Below are 16,875 nucleotides of genomic sequence, written 5' to 3' on the forward strand. Positions count from 1 at the left end.
CTGATCCAGGAGGGCTTCAATGCCCAGCAGGCGCTGCACATCGTAGCGACCAGGCCGCTGTAATGGCGGCCACGCCAACCCGCAAGCAGGTGCTGTCCTTGCTTTACGTATTCCGTGAAGCAGGGGCTGCCCAGGGCGTCCTGCACACGACGCTGGACGAATACCTGCAGCAGTTACATAAGGCCGGATTCCTGGCCCACGAACTGCGCGAGACAGCTCCAGGCGTCCAGGACACGTTCCTGGTACTGACCGAAGCCGGGGAAAACTATTTGAAGGGAGCCGGTAAGTAATGAATGAGGAAAACTATTTTTTCTTTGAGTGGCTGATTGTTGGTAAGGGCATGAGTCAAGACGAATTTACTAAGTTAGCACCTAGCGAGGTAGAGAGCCTGCGGGCTGAGTGGAAAGCCTGGTTTGATAAACAGTAAAGGGGATGGTAGGTAATGAGCATTAGGCCCGCAGAAGGTAAGGCCGTTATCTTAAAAAGCTGGCAGACCCAATACGGCGACAGGGTAACACCTACACCGCCACAAGGGACGCCCTGGTCCGGGATCGTTATCCGGGTTTACAAGGGCAGCCGGTATTCTATGTACCGCGTGAAACGGGACTATGACGGCGTAACCGTAGACGTAGCCGCCCGGTCCATGCGCTACCCGAAAGCCGGTGAACTGGATGCAGTGTAAGTATTGCAATCACTGTAAGCAGCACGGCCGGATGCAGACCCAGCAGAACCGCCTGGGCCGTAAGAAATACTACTGTGAGCATCCCGAAGCCAGCCAGGCCACGGAAAACACCTTCGTCGGTTTCGGGGATATGTCCTACCCCAGCCCGCTAACACTTAAGACCATAAAACGCTGGTGTCCACGGAAGGCAGGCGAACCGGCCCAATGACCGACCAGCCCGATACCCTGACCGCGATTGCTGCGCTATGTAATGGAGATCGTCGCAGGGAGAGATACCCCGCGACGCACTTAGCCCGCTGGACCCTGGAACGCGCTCTACAGCGTTACAAGCGCGGGGGGTTCGGGCCGAAGGCCCCGCCTTCCCGGGATGCCAGGGCAGAGCAAAAAGCCCGGTTGTACGGGCAGTTCCAGGGCATCACATTCCGGCATTATGAACACTGGAAGCCATTCCCTATTAAGGCCTACGGGTCTTTTATAGATAAGACCGAAGCCCCGGATTTTCAGACCTGGGACCAGGCGCTGGAGTGGGTAAAAACACAAGTAAAGAAGTAAAGATGGTAAGAAGGTAAAACTTATAAAATGCAGGAAGGACGCGGGTTTATTATGAGAATCGTCATTCGCGCGGCTATGGATATGCCGCTGTTACCGGCAGAATGTGCAAAGTATTCGGAACTGTCGGGGGTCCAGCTGAAAGCCTTGCTACAGCAGATTGAACAGGATGTTAGGTGCAGGCTGAAAGAGATATCCTCACATCCGGTACACCCAGGGACGGAGATCACGGCCAGCGTGGAACTGGTAGACGCCTACGTGCTGCGGGCCAAGCTGCCCGAAATACCAAAACTACCGCCCCAACATCACGGCCACTTCTTGTGTAATGGCCAGTATCTCCTGCCGGACGGCAAGATCACCGGCGACCCTATGCCGGGCTTCATGGATTACCGGCCCATGGATTCGGTAGAGCGCCAAAAGCCGCAACCCCCAGCTGTTCAGGTCCAGGACTGTGGCTGTACGGCAGGCAATCACCGGCCGACCTGCCGCTGGTACAGTCCTACGGATCGGTCCCCGGAATACCCGCCCGGCTATTGTATTCACGGCGTTCACCCAGGACTGCGCTGTAACCGGTGCGGCGAATGGCAAGGGGGCGGCCAGGGATGAGGAAGCCAGCGTACAGCCCGCCGGTCTGCGAATGTGGGGAACCCCTCCGCGCCTATGTGTACATCGGGAATGAGGTCGCTTTTGTACTAAAGACCGGCCGCCTGGCTATGCGCCGGATCAACCCGAACGGCGGTACAGTCCGGCATTTATACTGCAGGCAAGCCCGCTGCAGTAAAACCTATTATCCGTACACTGACGATAAGGGCCGCCTGCACCGGGGCGCAGAATGGAGGAAGGGCGAACAATGAACACAGGCCACCCGCAGACGCTTGACCTGGTTATTGAGAATGTCACTAGGGGGAACCTACCGCGCTACGAAGTCCGGCTGCGCCTGTCCAGCATAGGGAACAGCGACGGAATACCAGAATACCAGGACCTGGTGATCGGGGTCGCGCACAGCCACGACGACGCCCTGCTACTGGTGTCGGTATTCAATGCCGCCAGCATTGAGAATGTAGCCGGTAACCTACGTGCTGATCCTGGACAGGTTGCCGCTTTAGGTGATCGGATCGGATACCGTACTACGCTGGACATGCGCATGCTGGGCCATATCGACCAGGTAGGCTATTCCGGCGGCATGCAGACGTCCGTGTTTAAGGAACACCTGCGCAGGATGAATAGGGGTTGAACATGTGGAGGATAAAGCGAAGGGACAAGCCGAAAGTACAATTTCTTCCGCAGAGATATCTTACAATGATCTGGGACAGAAGGTTTTAAAGTATCGGAGTCATGGCTACAACATTACGGCTACAGTGAAGAACCGACCGTCAGAAGAAGCGCTACAAGCAGCCAATAAGGCGTATATGAAGAACTTTTACAAATTTAATCCACAGGATGAATGAGTGTGAAATTCGTTTTATAGTACGTGGAATAAGGGTACGGGGTAGGCTAAATCCTTTATGTTAGTTTTGTGGCTTTTACGGATGGGCCATTGATGTCACGTTGATAAACGATCGTCAAAGCTTGATAGGGAGCAGGGAGCTCAGTAGAGAGTTGAATAGAATGTGACTCCGGTGTTGAGACTGATGGGACTCCAGCATTCGGATAAACCAGCTGGTCATTCTCCCAGAGCTGTAGTCCGATTCCCTGCTTATGATAAAATTCACCATAGGATTGAGCCACGCTGGAGATTAAAGTAGAGGTAAGTGTGGCCCCACGGGTCTGAATCGATTCAAGATTTTCATAAATGTTGTTTGCAATTAATAGCTGTTCGCTTGAAGCACGCTGCATTTCGCTGTCCATGTTTAGCTGCCAGCTTTTTTTCATAATCATGATTACACTTACATCTAGGGCGACGATGAAGAAAGCGAGGACTGACAGCAGAATTTTATGCCAGAATCTCATACTAGACCTGAACTTCCAAGCGGTAACCAAGCTTAAATACGGTTTTAATTCGTTCTTCCCAGCCTAGCTTTTTGCGCAGCTGCCTGATGTGAACATCTACGGTACGGGTATCTCCTTCAAAATCATAGCCCCAGGCTAATTCCAGCAACTTTTCCCTTGATAAAGCAATATTTCTGTTGCGGATAAGGACCTCAAGCAGCTCAAATTCTCTAGCGGTTAAATCTACGGGTATCTGATCCACCATGACAAGCCTCTCAAGATACCGTACCTCAACGTTTTCACAGAGAAAATTGGAAATACCTTTTTCGCTCCTGCGTAACACCACATTGATTCTTGCCAACAATTCAAGGATTTCAAAAGGTTTAATGATATAATCATCGGCGCCCAGCTCAAAGCCTTTGATGCGATCAGCCAGTGAATCTTTTGCGGTAATCAGAATCACCGGAATTTGTAAGTGAGCAATCCGCTGCATGATCTCAAAACCATCCAGTTCGGGCAGCATTATATCAAGCAGAATTAAATCGGCCTTTTCACGTTCCAGCAGTTCAATAACCTCCAGCCCGCGATAAGCCTTGCTATAGGTATGTCCGACTAATTTTAGGTTCATAGTAATTAAGTCACTGATTGCACGTTCATCTTCTACGACTATGATATGGCCCATAGTTCATTGTTCCCTCCTAAGCTAGCAAATCACTTCCTAATGCTAATAAACTATAAACAACTTATTACAGAATTGTCCAGTGCAGGTATGAAAAAGCATCTAATTCTTCATAATTTGGTTTGTTGATAAAGCTCAAAAAGGACTGAAAAAGAGAGCGGTAGCAGTCTCTTAATCAATCCTGAAAAACATCATTATAAACCTTCGCAACTCTTGATTAATTGGAAATTCCATCTGTTGTTGACTTAGATAAGGTGGCATCGGGGGCAATAAATTCGTGAACGATTTGACGAAAATATTCGTGATTATCATAGCTGTTGTACATACGCCAGGCCATCGTTTGGGAGTTGCCGAAAAATAACCGCTCAAACTGGGTTTGACGACCTCCGAATGCACCAGCTCCTAGTTCCCAAGCTAGCCGGAATAAGGCATTTCGATACCACGCATCCGAGTCAGTTCCCTTCAAATACTCATAAAGATACGAACCGGCGCTTGATGTAAAGTCGGCTTCAGAGGGGATCATGATAAGACCGCTTGAACTGAGGTTTTGAACCATTTCAACCATCTCTGGATAAAACTCTGAAAAGTGAATGGTTGAAGCCAACAGTGGCCCTTTATCTGGAACGAGATATCCAAATTTGTCGAGCGAAGCCCCAATTTCCGCTGCAAGTCTTAAGGCTTTGAAAGTTTCTAAATAAGTTAATATTCTGGAAATAGGCAAAATCGTGTAGGCCTCAAGGACAGCATTTTGTTCTGCCGCCAAAGACTCTAGCATACCAAGAAAAAACTCGGTCTTTGCAATATAGCGGGTGATAATTTGGTGGGCCATATGCGTATGAAAGTTACTCTCGCCGAATAATCGGGAACAGTACAACTCATCGCCATAATAAAATATACGATCATGAGGGATCAGTACGCGGTCAAAGATAACAAGGGTATCCATTTCTTCATATCTTGAACTTAACGGATGGTCGTAGGTGGATGAGGCAGCGTAGCTTTCACGGCAAAAAAAAGTCATCCCAGTCAGATCATTAGGCACCGCGAAGGCAAATGCAAAGGGATTATCATCATCCACAAGTGAGGGTGAGGGAGTCGGGAATACAAGCATTTCATCGCAGGTAGCTCCCTGTGTTGCCATCATAAAAGCACCGGTAATAAACATCCCTTGATCATTGATTTCTACGACTTTTGCAGCAATAGAATCCTCTGTAGCATCAATCTGGCCGGATATTTTGCTGGCTTGAGGCTGGATGAAGGCATGGGATAATGTAATGTCATGATCTCGACAGTAGGCATAGTATTTTCTGAGGTTCTCAGCATATTTCGGATTATGATCCTCAAGGATATCTGCAGCTGTGAACAGAGACATGATGGCCGTATTCATATAATCGGGCGAACGTCCTAAAAATCCGTGATGTCTGTTGGACCAGAGTTCAATCATTTTTCTCCGGCGTTCTAAATCTTCAGCATTTTTGGGTGGAAGAAAAGATAAACCAACCGGATCTCCAGTATCAGGTGAGGGATAGGTCATCTGAGCCAAATAACGTTCATCACACTGCATGTTATACATTTCGGCTTGTGTTTGTATGAGACCCTGAAAGGCAGGGTGTTTGGATAAAGGACCTTCAACACGTGTTCCTTTGTACCAGATATTGATCTTTTGCCGGTCGATTCGTTCGATGTATTGATTACCTGTTTTTATAGGCATAGGTTCCACCTCTTTGAAGTCATCTTTGACTAATAAAGCCGTATTATTGCTATTAATGTACGTAATCATGAATCTCCGTGTACATTGTCCATGTACCGTGTGTGGGCAGGGAGTTTAGGGTTGACATAAACGATGCTGACTTGTATATTTTGGATATTGGATTACAAGTGTAGTCATACAAAGGAAAGAAAGGCGGATAGGATGATGTCTTCGGAAACACCAAAGATCTCGGATGCCGAGTGGGAAGTAATGAAGGTGCTGTGGGCAAGTGCCCCACGCACTGCAGGTGAGATTGTTGAAGCACTAGAAGGCAGCAGGGACTGGAACCCAAAGACGGTACGGACGTTGATTAAGCGTCTGACAGAGAAACGGGCTATTGGTTATAACCAGACAGGTAGGGTGTATTCCTATTATCCGCTGGTACGGGAAGAGGAATGTGTCCAATCGGAGACACGATCCTTTCTGAAGCGGATTTACGGTGGAACTTTGCGCCCGATGTTGGTCAATTTTTTGCAGGATGAAAAGTTGTCCCGGGAAGATATTGAAGAACTGAAGAGAATTTTGGATGAACGAAAGGACTGAGCCGCTTGCTGGAAGCTGCATACAATCTGTTCGTTAAGGTATTGTCGCTGTCTGCCATGGCGAGCGTGCTGGCTCTGCTGATCTTATTGACCCGCTTCCTGTTCAAGGATCGTCTGAAACCTACCTGGACGTATCTTCTGTGGATACCCTTGATCGTAAGGCTGGCTCTACCTTGGGCACCAGAAAGCACATTTAGCATTTTTAATCTGTTGCCGCTGGAGAAAGATACGGCGCAGAGTCCCTTTATTCCGTCAGCGCAATCGGAAGTTGGCTTTACTTATGTACCAGAGTTGACTGGAGGGGTAGAGGAACCGACGTCAGTTACTGGAATTGAAGAAACTGGACTTTTGCCGGGAGCATCTACATCGGATGATGTGGCACAAATCAATCCGCAAATAGACAGTTCTTCCGAGGTGACCAATTCAGGATGGGAACCGATACATGTACTGGTTGTGGTGTGGTTTGGCGGAGCGGCGGTGGTGCTGGGCTTGTCGGTTCGAGCGCAACTGCGATTTACCGCACGGGTTCGACAGGAAACGGAGATCCATTCCTCAGAAATCCAACGGTTGTTCGAATCCTGTAAGCAGGAGATGCAGGTGCGTCGCCCAGTCAAGCTGATCGGGACGAAGCAGATTGCTGTACCGACACTACTTGGCGTTATGCGGCCCAAGTTGCTGCTGCCCACCTCCACGTTACACACTCTGGAGACGAACGGGCTCCGTCATATATTCCTTCATGAGCTGGCGCATGTGAAGCGCCATGACATTTTGCTAAATCTGCTGACAGGTCTGCTGCTGGTCATGCATTGGTTTAATCCGTTGTTGTGGTATGCCGTACGCCAAATGAAAGAGGATCAAGAGGTTGCCTGTGATGCTCTGGCCTTGAAGCATCTTGAACCAGCGTGCCACAGAGGTTATGCCTTGACACTTCTCAAATTGTTAGAAACCTTACCCGATCCGATCCGTTTGGCAGGTACAGCTGGCATTTCGAGCAGTAAAAAGGAAATGGAAAGAAGGATTATTATGATCACCAGACACAAAAAAATTACGGCAAAAAGCTCACTGCTGGGCCTAGCTGTAATTATGATCTTAAGTGGCTGTACCCTTACAGGAGCAAAGCTAAATTCTGCATCAGCTCCGGCAATGAGCGCTCCTGCTACTTTTCAGGCAGAAGTGCAGGATAAAAATACAACGGCTTCCGGCGTTAAAGGCACTCTATTGGCGGAAAAAAACGGAATCACGGTATCTGCTAATCCCACTGCTGAGAATACACTTTTGCATAAAGTCACGGTAGATGTGCGTGGTGAAGTAAGCCGTACGTTCTTGTGGAATGCAGGAGAAGATGAAACTCGGCCTCCATTGATTGAAGAAGCAGATGTGAACGGAGATGGAACTAAAGAAATTTTCATACGAATTACGACTGGTACGGGTACCGGACTTTCTATGAGTGAGATTCATGTGCTCAAGCCTGCTAGCTTGGAAGAGCTTGTAGTCGAAGATCCGATCGAAACGTTGAATCAGAAGCTGAAATCATCCATTACACATCGAAATAACCAAACTTATGTATCTGCTGAACTGGACGGAAAGCATTTGACCAAAGTGTATGATTACACTGAGGGAGCTTGGGGAGAGAAGGTCGGATTTGGCTCTATAGTTTCATACGAGCTGATAGATGACCAAATTGTAGCCCATTTGTCCGGTGCGGCGTCTATGTCTGAGTTTCCGCTCGAAGTTATTGCCGTTTACGGGAAGAATCTGACCATTGAGAGCGCACAGATGTACTATGGATCGTTTATATCTCCACCACTCAGTGAACAGGATATCAAGTCCATGATGGAAAAACAGCTTCCGGCAACTGGTTGGACCTTTAGCAAAGACGGAGATCAGTATAGGGTGGATATAGATCCACTGAATGGCGTAGGGGAAGGCAATAGCTATAAAATAAATCCGCTTACCGGAACGGTTCATGACGTAACTTCTGGCAGTCCACTGAGAAGTCTTGTAAACCGTGAAGCGATAGATCTGTGGAACATCTCTAACGGTACAGAATACCAGAAGGAACTGTATAAGTTACTCCAACCTATCTTTGATACAGAGGGTTTCAAGCCAACAGGTACGGACTGGATTTCAGGGTTTATCGGGGATGGTTATTTGTTCAGTGATGTTAGGCAAGGAAGCAGGGAATTCACGATTAAAGTAGATGTCTTTACTGGTCAGTGGGAGGAAATTCCTGACCCGTATCAATCGTCTAGTTTCAGAACCACACAATAACAACTAAGCCCGCGCTTCAGCGCGGGCTTTTAGTATTATTCCTCACTTTTAGCAATCCTCAGATTTCTCTCATACAAAATCCAATCACTCCAGTTTACCTTCGTGCATTGACAAAAACGACATCAGTGTCATAAAATTACAAAAGCGACAATGTTGTCGCTTTTGTAATGGAGTTTCTTTTAGGAAGTTGGAGGTATGAATATGGCCAAGAAATCAGTGGAAAAAAGACAATTGATTCTAAGCAAAGCACTAGAGTTATTCATTCGCAAAGGATTTCATGCTGTGACGATGAGCGATATTGTGGAGGAATGCCAGATCAGTCGCGGTGGTTTATACCGTTACTTCAGTTCTACGGATGATATATTCCGCGAGCTGTTACGTGCAAATGCGGTACACACGCAAGAGATCTTTGAAATTATGATGGAGGCGGGGCAGCCTTACCGGGAGATCATGGAGCTATTTTTGTCCGGGCAAAGGGCGGAGCTCAGCCAGATAAATAATAGTATGATGACTGCGGCATATGAGTTTTTTCTTTCGCACAAAAGCAAACAGGATAGAGAGTTCTTACAGCAGCAATACATACAATCGGCGGCTTTTCTCAGTCGGCTGATCCAGTACGGCAATGAACGGAAAGAGTCCTCAGTGGATTCTCCTGATGCGGCTGCAAATCAGTTATTAATTTTTTTAGAGGGGCTGCGGGTGTTGGGTTTATCCGTCGATCTTACAGATGAATTTCTGGAAGAGCAGTTCAAATGGTTTCAAAATACTCTGTTCGGAGGCAATCCCCCTTATGAAAACAATCCTCTCTGTTAACAAAGTAACGAAGCAATATAGGAGTAATGAGCTTATTCTTAAAGAGGTTTCACTGGAAATAGAGGAAGGCAGCTTCACTGTAATCATTGGCCCAAGCGGCTCAGGCAAATCAACCTTGCTCAACATCATGTCCGGATTACAAAAGCCGAGCAGAGGTAGTGTTTTTTTCGGAGACAGTGACATTACCCGATTTAATGAACATGAGCTTGCAAATTTCCGCAGACTGGATATCGGTCAAATTTTCCAGCAATATTTGCTGCTGTCACATCTCACCGCGGAAGAGAACATCAGGCTTGGGGTGCCTGGATCGGGTGGAGCGTTTTCTGTGCAAGAGCTGGCAGAACTGCTAGATATAGCTGACGTTCTGGACCAATATCCAGGGCAATTGTCGGGAGGCCAGCAACAGCGGGTAGCCATTGCCAGAGCATTGATCAAGAAGCCAAGGATGTTGTTCTGTGATGAGGCAACCGGGGCTCTGGATGAAAAAAACAGCCGAAAGGTTATATCTTTGTTGCATCAAATCTGTGCTAAATATGGTGTAACTGTACTTTTTATCACCCACAATAACGAAATTGCCAGCACCGCTGATCGTGTTATTACGATTAAGGACGGGGGGGTAGTGAAAGATATTCCTCACAAGAATCCAATCCCCGTGGACCAAATAAGTTGGGATTAGCACAGGACAGACTTATGGGAAATGGGGCGGAATTGGTTTGTACTATTTAAAAAAACAAATATATTGCCTTTTGAAGCAAAATCGTACTTATGCTGCAGTGTTGCTATTGATTATAATGCTAACCTCTTTTATGTATTTTTTTGTGCAATTTTCGATTGATCGGAATGTAATGAATTTGGAAGATTACTTAACCACTCAAAAACAGGAAGATTTTAGATTTCAATTAAAGGACTCAGCAGATATTAAGCAAGCTTTAAAGGGGTTAGAAACGCAACTGGTTACCGAAGAACGCAGCATTAAAAAAGTGAAGGAGGAGAACAAGACTTATTTCCTGCTGAACGAATCTCGGCGGCTGAATTTACCCTATATCGTAGAGGGGAGACTGCCAGAGCAAGCAAATGAAATTGCGGTATTGCCGCAATTTTTACAGCAAAATAAACTGCTTGTTGGCGATTCCTGGGTAATTGGAGCAACAAGCTTTACGATTAGTGGTTCAATGTATTTGCCGGATTACTTAACATTTGTACCCTTTGGCGAGGTTCAGCAGAATTATGCTGGCGCCACGTTCGTTCTTGTATTACCGGAAGCCTATGATAGTCTGAAGGGGCAAGAGAGTCAATATTATGCGGCAACATTGCGTGAGGACAAAAATGTTGTTACAACGGAAAGTTTGCGGGCAGATTCAACTTTCTCATATGTAGCGTCCGCTTCCGAGATAGATAGTGATACGGAACTGCAAAAGGCGTTGGAATCAAACAAAGGTCTGGCACAGTCTTTTTTGATAGTGCTGGGATTGATATCTTTGTTCATCTTTTATATGTTCTTTAAGCGCTTCATGGCACTACATAAGCAAGATTTTGGCTGTTTTATGGCGTTAGGCTTTACTAGAAGGCAAATAGCTTTTGTAATGGCAAAGTTCACCTTAGGGATTGCGATCACGGGTTGTCTCTTGGGGATGGGGCTTGGGTATCTTGGCTCCAACGTACTTATGGGGATGCTGGAAAGTACTTATTCCTTTCCATATTTTGAACGGGGGATTTATTTCGGATCTGTTGTTAACGGTATCTTAATTCCAGTCGGGGGAGCACTGCTTATAACGTTATGTGCTGTGTTTCCGTTTATGAAGCAAGAGACTCATGATTTGTTAAACATTTCAATTTCAGCACAGCCCCGCCCGATCAAAGGGGTTTTGCGGGCCGCCAACCGTGTAGTAAATCGATTGCCGGAGAAGTACCGGTTGTCTTTCCGTGTTGCTCTCCGTAAATGGAATACCTTAATCTTAAGTGCTTGTGCGATTCTTCTGACTACATTGTTGTTCATACTGAGCTATTCTTTATATCAATCCAGTGGTGCAGTCGTGGATACCCAAATGTCGGGTATAGAATATACCTATGACATTACTTATCCGCAATCTCAGAATGATATTGAGAATACCAGGTCCTCCCGGATGTATTATCTCCAGCAACCCGTGCAGCTGGCGCAAAAGAACGGCGGTGTTATCTCAGCACAAATGCTGGGACTCGACAGCAGTGGGAGTCTATTCACACTGCTCGATACCCATCATAACAGACTTGAGATTGATAATCTGAGAGGAGTCATTGTCAGTCGCTCGTTCAGCTGGTTGTATGGCATCGAGAAAGGGGATTCTCTTAACCTTATATTGAATCGGCAAACTGTGAAAGTTATGGTCCAAGCTATTAGCCAAAACGGAGATGCGAATACGATATATACATCCAAAGCTAATCTGGCCGGATGGATGAATACGGACAGTTCACTGCACACTGGCGAATTTAGCAATGAAATAAATACATCGACCAACGTTAAAGTGGTTACTACCGCGGATAAAAGAGCTGCGCTGGAGAGCAGCGCCGTATCCAATCGTTCCAGTGCTGTCATTAATCAAATAATCGGCATTGTAATGGGTTTCCTGCTTATATATCTGATTCTCCTGCTTAACTTTCAGGATAGTACCCGGGATATGAGAATACTCAGACTGCTTGGCTACAAATCTGCTGAAATTAGCCGGTTACTGATTGATGTATACAGACCATTGCTAGTGTTGCTCTATATAATTACACTTCCGGTTGCAGTGTTTATTACAGAACAAATTTTGCGGATTCTATCATTGCAGACAGGCGATTATATGCCATTAAACCTGAATATTTGGCTGCTGATTTTTCCGCTAGCTCTCATTTTGCTGCAATATATGCTGGTTATGCGTATATTCAAGCGTAAGCTACGGAGAGAAAGTAGAGATGACAGCCTGTCCGGGTTATTATAAAAAAGTTTTGGTACAATTTCTTTGAAACTAAAAGCAGCCAGTACGCACCGATAGATTATCGGCATGCATTGGCTGCTTAATTTTTTTATAAGGTAGGACAGTCTTACGACTGTGAAACTTACGGATGACTAAAGGACTATTCGACCTGGAATTGGTTTAATTCGTCCTGAAGCTTTTTGGACAACTGATTGAGCTGCAGGGATAGCTCGGCAACCTGTTCAATGCTGTCCAATTGTTCCTGCGTACTCGCGCTAACTTCTTCCGTTGAAGCGGAATTCTCTTCTGTAGTTGAAGATATGATTTCGAGTGCCTGTAGGATTTCATCTTTGTGTTTATGGACTTTGGAGGTGTTGCTGCTGATTTGAATCATACGTAATCTCAAAGCCTCCAAATCGCTGTTGATGCTAAAGAATACCTGTTTCGTAGCCTGCACGGATTTTGCATTTTCTTCGGCAATTTCAAGTCCTTGGGCTGTGTATTCCACAGATGCTCTGGTTTTCTCTTCGATTTCATGAACCTTTCTGCCAATCTCCTGTGTGGCCTGTGCAGTCTGCTCTGCCAACTTGCGAACCTCTCCGGCAACAACGGCAAATCCGCGTCCCTGTTCTCCCGCACGTGCTGCTTCTATGGAAGCATTTAGCGCCAGTAGATTGGTTTGCGTAGCAATTTGATGTACCGTGTCCACGATGCTCGAAATTTCATGACGGCTTTGATCAATATCATGGATGGCAGACGATATCGAATGAGTGGAGTTGTGATTTTCTTCTGCCCATTTTGATAACTGATCCAACACACCCAATCCCAGTTCGCTCTGGTCGGCAGAAGCCTGCACCATCGTCTCTATGGCTATGGCATCATTTGCGATTTCGTCAATTTGACCAGATAATGATCCGGTTTTTTGCAAAATGGTATCCGTTTCGATCGACTGATAGTTGGTTGCATTCGCAATCTCATTAATGGCCGTTGCTGTATCGTTCATCGTTATAGCTGTACGGGAAGAAATAGATTGCAGATCCTTTGAGGATTGGTTTAATACCTGAGCGGAGGTACCCACTATTTGGAGCATTCCTTGAATTTTCTGGACCATGTTGAATATTCCGTTGGAGATCTGTCCAATTTCGTTGTTGGAATAGGCATCAAATTGAACCGTCAAATCCCCATTTTCCACCCGTTTGATTTTGGTAAGCAGCTTCGGTATAGATCTGAGCAGGTAACGGAGCGTGATATACGAAAATAGAACGAGCAGAATCGCCGCTGCAACAAAACCGCCAATCGTAATCCAGGTGAATTTTTTTAATTCGGAGAGCACTTCACGCTCTGAAATAGTTAAACCTACGGACCAGCCGGTATCTTTACTTGTAGCATAGCCGATGTAACGGCGTTCTCCGTTGTCATTAATCAGATGTACTCCGGATTCACCAGCGATCATTTTCTTGCCGATCCCCCCAAGATCACCTGGCTGCTCATTAATCTTTTCCTTTGTGACCTTAGACTGGTCTGGGTGATACAGAATATCACCTGTTTTGGAGGCGAGAATGGAATAACCTGTGCTGCCTAGCTTATAGCTTTCCATTATCTCAGGGATATTTTTAGAGGCTATATCAACCGCGACAAAACCGATTAAGGTATTGTTGTCATTTTTTATTGGATAAAAAATACCCATCAGCATATCGCCTGTAGTGATGTCAATATAAGGATCAGAGTAGTACAGGCCGTCTGCTTCGATTGCTGGCATATAATACGGCCGTTCTTTTATGTTAAAAGCAGCATCTGATGTCGTACCATTGTTGAGGATGTAAAAACCTTTGCCGGCAGTACTAGCAATCCATGCATCTGCAAAAGTGGGTTCCACCTTTACAATGGCAGCTAGTGTCTTTGCAACTTCAGCGGCATGCGGAGAAGTCTTGGCCATTTCAGGAGCTTCGGTGGTTTCGATGTATTGTTTGAATAAGTTATTCGTTGACATTTGCTTGACTAGTGAACCCTTTTCCTTAAATAGTGCATCAAATTGACTGACAAGTGCCTGTGTTTTGGTCTGAAGCATAGATTCTTGTTGTTTCACAAGTATGCTGCGAGTGCTGGAAAACATAAAGGTTCCCAAGATTGAGAAGACGACAACAATAATAACTAAAAGTACAATGGACAAAGTATTTGCTATGCTTGATGAACCAAACCGCCTTTTTTTTAGTTGTTGTAACATGCTACCATCTCCCCCAAGTTGTTTCTGAGCAAATAGCTCATAAGAACATATCGGAAGATAGTGAGATTTTCGAAATAGCAATTTTGAGAATAAAAAAATTAAATTAAAATGGATAACACACAGGATAAACCCTTGACTGGTGCGGAGTTTCAAGATGGTGGGTGGCGAGGGAGATCCTAACAATTAGCCTGTTAGCTTGGCACATTGCAGCTACTTATTAGAGGCGAATTGTTATTTTTTTAGGTGATGCTTAACTGCCTTTATCGGACATCTTGTTTGTAGATTGCTTCCAGCTCTTGCAGTTGATAATGATTATCAATTATACTTCCTATGAGGCAACAAAGAAGCAGTGGAGTAACTCACTGCTTCTTTATTTTGTTTATAAAGTTAAGAGTGTTGAATATAGAAAAGTAATCGGTCATTGTTTTTTGTTGATTAGCTAGACTCTAAGAGTAGCATCGATTAATCTGAAGAAGTGGAATGCGGGTTATGATTGAATCGTGGACATAGATAAACGGAGGCTGACTATGACTTACTCACAGATCTGGAACAACTCAGGAAATGAAGCCGATATTCTCTATTTGGAACAGCAGATTGAAACCGTTAAAAAAGAAATAAAACGAGCAGAAGCTGCAGAGCTACAGGAAATATTGGAACAAGCAAATCGTAAGCTGGCTGAACTGGAAGCGAAGCTGGACGAGCTGGAGGATTAGGAGCTCGCCGCCCTTTTGTACCGTTTGAACTTTATGTTTCTGAATTTGCACCGGTGTCTATATAGTTTTATAATTGTAGCTTACTGAATCGTATTACTGGGAGGAATGGGGAAATGGATAAAAACAGAAAATACATGCTTGTCGGTGCACTTCTGACAGGGGTAGGTGTCTCTTTGATGGCCTATACAGCAAGCCGCTATACTTCGTTTAAACGAATCGTAGCCAATACCATCCGTTTGGAAGAAATCGCCTCTCTAGAAATCTCGCGATTGTCTTCAGTTCCCGGTGAAAAGAAAGACATCATTATTACTGATCCTGCTGTTATTGAGCGGATTTTTGCTGATTTCTCACATGTTCAATTAATGAAATCGGCCAGAAATGTCAGTTCTGACAAAAACTTTAGCTATTATATTACAATAGTTCAGGCTGACTGCAAGCAACGATTTGATATTATTTTAAAAAGCAGACAGCATATGATCATTTATGATAATGATTTAAGCAATCCTCACTTGAATGCCTATAAAATTATCAGCCCTTATGATCCACAAGCACTGGAACAGGTTTTTGACTGATTATATAGAAGTGCGTAATGAAGTAATATCATAGCCCATTTCCTGCATAGCATCCAATCCATTTATGATCTCTATTGTCCGGGTGCCGTCCCAGCCTTTAGCCGTTCCATATTCGATCCATTCGCGGATACGCTGTGGATGATTTAGATTATAAACATCATCAAAACCCTTTTTATGGTTTTGCAGCAGATAGCCTGTATTTAGCGGACAACCGGCAATAGGATCATCCCATGTTAGGATTTGGATGCGGAGGGGGTGGAGCTTTACATTTTTATGATAAATCTTTAATTCAAGCTGACTCCGTTCGTCATGGATTCTCATGCCCAATATATAGCTGTATTCCAGTTCCCTGAGCGTGATAGAACGCAGCTTTTTTTTCATAAAAATCGCCTCTCATCCTAATAATTTTGTTATCATAGCAAGCATAGGGATATTTTTCAAGCAATCAACAGGGAGGATGTTCATATGAAGTATGAATTTGGGGTCATGGCATCCATTACAGAATTGGTGGAGTACCCGGATGAGCAGAGTGATACCTATATTCCGCACCCGAATTTTCAGATCATCATGGATCAACTGGGTATTACAGTACCTGTTGCGGAGATTTATGAACATTTTTTTGCCAACCCTGTTCACACCGGACATGTGCTCGTTTACAGCAATCCAGAGCAGCCAAACGCTTGTATTGTCCTCGACACTTACCGTGATCCGCTGGACCAGCTAGATATGATTTATTTCGGATGGCGCTGTTCGTCCGTGAAAGACAATATCCGTGAGCTGTCCCGGCGTTTTTATGATGAATGTGAATTTGCGGTCCGTTATGAAGAAGGTCAATCCGTGCTTTACAAGGTGTTGAAGGAGGATACCTATCCGCGAAAATTTTACTACAATACTGTGTTTGAGCAGCAGTTGAAGCGATATCCGGCAAAATAAGCGATAGAAATACATACCCGAATCACTTAGCACAAAAACGCGAGTTCAGGGCAGTGCCGCCCGGACTCGCGTTTTCTATATACCTGTTTTTGAAATGCTCTGCATCATTTAGGCAATTACTGTGCCGTCAGCAGCTGCTCCAGAATTTCGGAGGAAGCAGCGGATTTGAGCGAACTTTCATTTTTTTGTTGCGAACAGGCACTAACACAAAAGATAAACTTAACAGTAAACTGAGGCACAAAGCATAAACAGATTTAGCTTTCACCGTGAGTTCCTTACAAGCGGTTA

General features: G+C 45.2%; 20 protein-coding genes. 15 read left to right on the forward strand and 5 right to left on the reverse strand.

Annotation, left to right across the window (positions count from 1 at the left end; all coding sequences use genetic code 11):
- The first annotated feature begins 62 nt into the window (after positions 1-62).
- From MKZ09_RS15065 to MKZ09_RS15095, 7 genes are all read left to right on the forward strand, one after another.
- Positions 63-290, forward strand: coding sequence for a hypothetical protein (locus MKZ09_RS15065; RefSeq protein ID WP_341040980.1), 228 nt, complete (start codon positions 63-65; stop codon positions 288-290).
- Positions 290-427: a hypothetical protein gene (locus MKZ09_RS15070; protein ID WP_341040981.1), complete on the forward strand. Its 138-nt coding sequence runs from the start codon at positions 290-292 to the stop codon at positions 425-427. Before MKZ09_RS15065 ends, MKZ09_RS15070 begins: the two co-directional genes overlap by 1 nt.
- A 15-nt stretch (positions 428-442) precedes the next feature.
- Entirely contained in the window at positions 443-682 is a 240-nt protein-coding gene (locus MKZ09_RS15075) for a hypothetical protein (protein ID WP_341040982.1), read from the forward strand.
- Between the two features lie 204 nt (positions 683-886).
- Positions 887-1,234, forward strand: a complete 348-nt coding sequence (locus MKZ09_RS15080) for a hypothetical protein (RefSeq protein WP_341040983.1) — start codon at positions 887-889, stop codon at positions 1,232-1,234.
- A 599-nt stretch (positions 1,235-1,833) separates the two neighbouring features.
- Positions 1,834-2,085 carry a hypothetical protein gene (locus tag MKZ09_RS15085; RefSeq protein WP_341040984.1) on the forward strand — a complete coding sequence of 84 codons (252 nt, stop codon included), beginning with the start codon at positions 1,834-1,836 and terminating at the stop codon, positions 2,083-2,085.
- Positions 2,082-2,465: a hypothetical protein gene (locus MKZ09_RS15090; RefSeq protein ID WP_341040985.1), complete on the forward strand. Its 384-nt coding sequence runs from the start codon at positions 2,082-2,084 to the stop codon at positions 2,463-2,465. Before MKZ09_RS15085 ends, MKZ09_RS15090 begins: the two co-directional genes overlap by 4 nt.
- Before the next feature lie 4 nt (positions 2,466-2,469).
- Complete coding sequence (locus tag MKZ09_RS15095; RefSeq protein ID WP_341040986.1) at positions 2,470-2,679, forward strand: hypothetical protein; 210 nt, start codon at positions 2,470-2,472, stop codon at positions 2,677-2,679.
- A 55-nt stretch (positions 2,680-2,734) separates the two neighbouring features.
- Here the strand turns inward: MKZ09_RS15095 and MKZ09_RS15100 are convergent, their stop codons facing one another.
- From MKZ09_RS15100 to MKZ09_RS15110, 3 genes are all read right to left on the reverse strand, one after another.
- On the reverse strand, positions 2,735-3,181 hold the full coding sequence (locus MKZ09_RS15100) for a hypothetical protein (RefSeq protein ID WP_341040987.1): 447 nt from the start codon (positions 3,179-3,181) through the stop codon (positions 2,735-2,737).
- Between the two features lies 1 nt (position 3,182).
- A complete protein-coding gene (locus MKZ09_RS15105) occupies positions 3,183-3,842 on the reverse strand; it encodes a response regulator transcription factor (RefSeq protein WP_076135640.1) in 660 nt (219 codons plus the stop codon).
- A 214-nt stretch (positions 3,843-4,056) separates the two neighbouring features.
- Positions 4,057-5,547 (reverse strand): 4-hydroxyphenylacetate 3-hydroxylase family protein, encoded by a 1,491-nt coding sequence (locus tag MKZ09_RS15110; protein ID WP_076202892.1) that lies wholly within the window; start codon positions 5,545-5,547, stop codon positions 4,057-4,059.
- A gap of 204 nt (positions 5,548-5,751) precedes the next feature.
- On the opposite strand from MKZ09_RS15110, the gene MKZ09_RS15115 reads away from it, so the two are divergent.
- The 5 genes from MKZ09_RS15115 (at position 5,752) to MKZ09_RS15135 (ending at position 12,169) form a co-directional block, all read left to right on the forward strand.
- Positions 5,752-6,129 (forward strand): BlaI/MecI/CopY family transcriptional regulator, encoded by a 378-nt coding sequence (locus tag MKZ09_RS15115; protein ID WP_076135642.1) that lies wholly within the window; start codon positions 5,752-5,754, stop codon positions 6,127-6,129.
- A 5-nt stretch (positions 6,130-6,134) separates the two neighbouring features.
- A complete protein-coding gene (locus MKZ09_RS15120) occupies positions 6,135-8,399 on the forward strand; it encodes a M56 family metallopeptidase (RefSeq protein WP_076202726.1) in 2,265 nt (754 codons plus the stop codon).
- Between the two features lie 201 nt (positions 8,400-8,600).
- The gene (locus MKZ09_RS15125; protein WP_076202729.1) at positions 8,601-9,212 is read left to right on the forward strand and encodes a TetR/AcrR family transcriptional regulator; all 612 of its coding nucleotides are present in this window, start codon (positions 8,601-8,603) and stop codon (positions 9,210-9,212) included.
- Positions 9,190-9,888, forward strand: coding sequence for an ABC transporter ATP-binding protein (locus tag MKZ09_RS15130; RefSeq protein WP_076202733.1), 699 nt, complete (start codon positions 9,190-9,192; stop codon positions 9,886-9,888). Before MKZ09_RS15125 ends, MKZ09_RS15130 begins: the two co-directional genes overlap by 23 nt.
- A gap of 115 nt (positions 9,889-10,003) precedes the next feature.
- The gene (locus MKZ09_RS15135; protein WP_341041889.1) at positions 10,004-12,169 is read left to right on the forward strand and encodes an FtsX-like permease family protein; all 2,166 of its coding nucleotides are present in this window, start codon (positions 10,004-10,006) and stop codon (positions 12,167-12,169) included.
- Positions 12,170-12,305: 136 nt separating this feature from the next.
- On the opposite strand, the gene MKZ09_RS15140 is transcribed toward MKZ09_RS15135, so the two are convergent.
- On the reverse strand, positions 12,306-14,369 hold the full coding sequence (locus MKZ09_RS15140) for a methyl-accepting chemotaxis protein (RefSeq protein WP_076202741.1): 2,064 nt from the start codon (positions 14,367-14,369) through the stop codon (positions 12,306-12,308).
- Positions 14,370-14,896: 527 nt separating this feature from the next.
- Between MKZ09_RS15140 and MKZ09_RS15145 the strand changes: the two genes are divergently transcribed.
- Positions 14,897-15,082 (forward strand): hypothetical protein, encoded by a 186-nt coding sequence (locus MKZ09_RS15145; RefSeq protein WP_076135654.1) that lies wholly within the window; start codon positions 14,897-14,899, stop codon positions 15,080-15,082.
- A 113-nt stretch (positions 15,083-15,195) separates the two neighbouring features.
- The gene (locus MKZ09_RS15150) at positions 15,196-15,654 is read left to right on the forward strand and encodes a hypothetical protein (protein WP_076202744.1); all 459 of its coding nucleotides are present in this window, start codon (positions 15,196-15,198) and stop codon (positions 15,652-15,654) included.
- Here MKZ09_RS15150 and MKZ09_RS15155 read toward each other — a convergent pair whose 3' ends face one another.
- Entirely contained in the window at positions 15,655-16,035 is a 381-nt protein-coding gene (locus tag MKZ09_RS15155; RefSeq protein ID WP_076202748.1) for a hypothetical protein, read from the reverse strand.
- Between the two features lie 84 nt (positions 16,036-16,119).
- Between MKZ09_RS15155 and MKZ09_RS15160 the strand changes: the two genes are divergently transcribed.
- Entirely contained in the window at positions 16,120-16,587 is a 468-nt protein-coding gene (locus MKZ09_RS15160; protein WP_076135658.1) for a hypothetical protein, read from the forward strand.
- Positions 16,588-16,875: the final 288 nt, after the last annotated feature.

Origin of the sequence: Paenibacillus sp. FSL R5-0908, assembly GCF_038006245.1 — a bacterium.
Classification (GTDB): domain Bacteria; phylum Bacillota; class Bacilli; order Paenibacillales; family Paenibacillaceae; genus Paenibacillus_AQ; species Paenibacillus_AQ odorifer.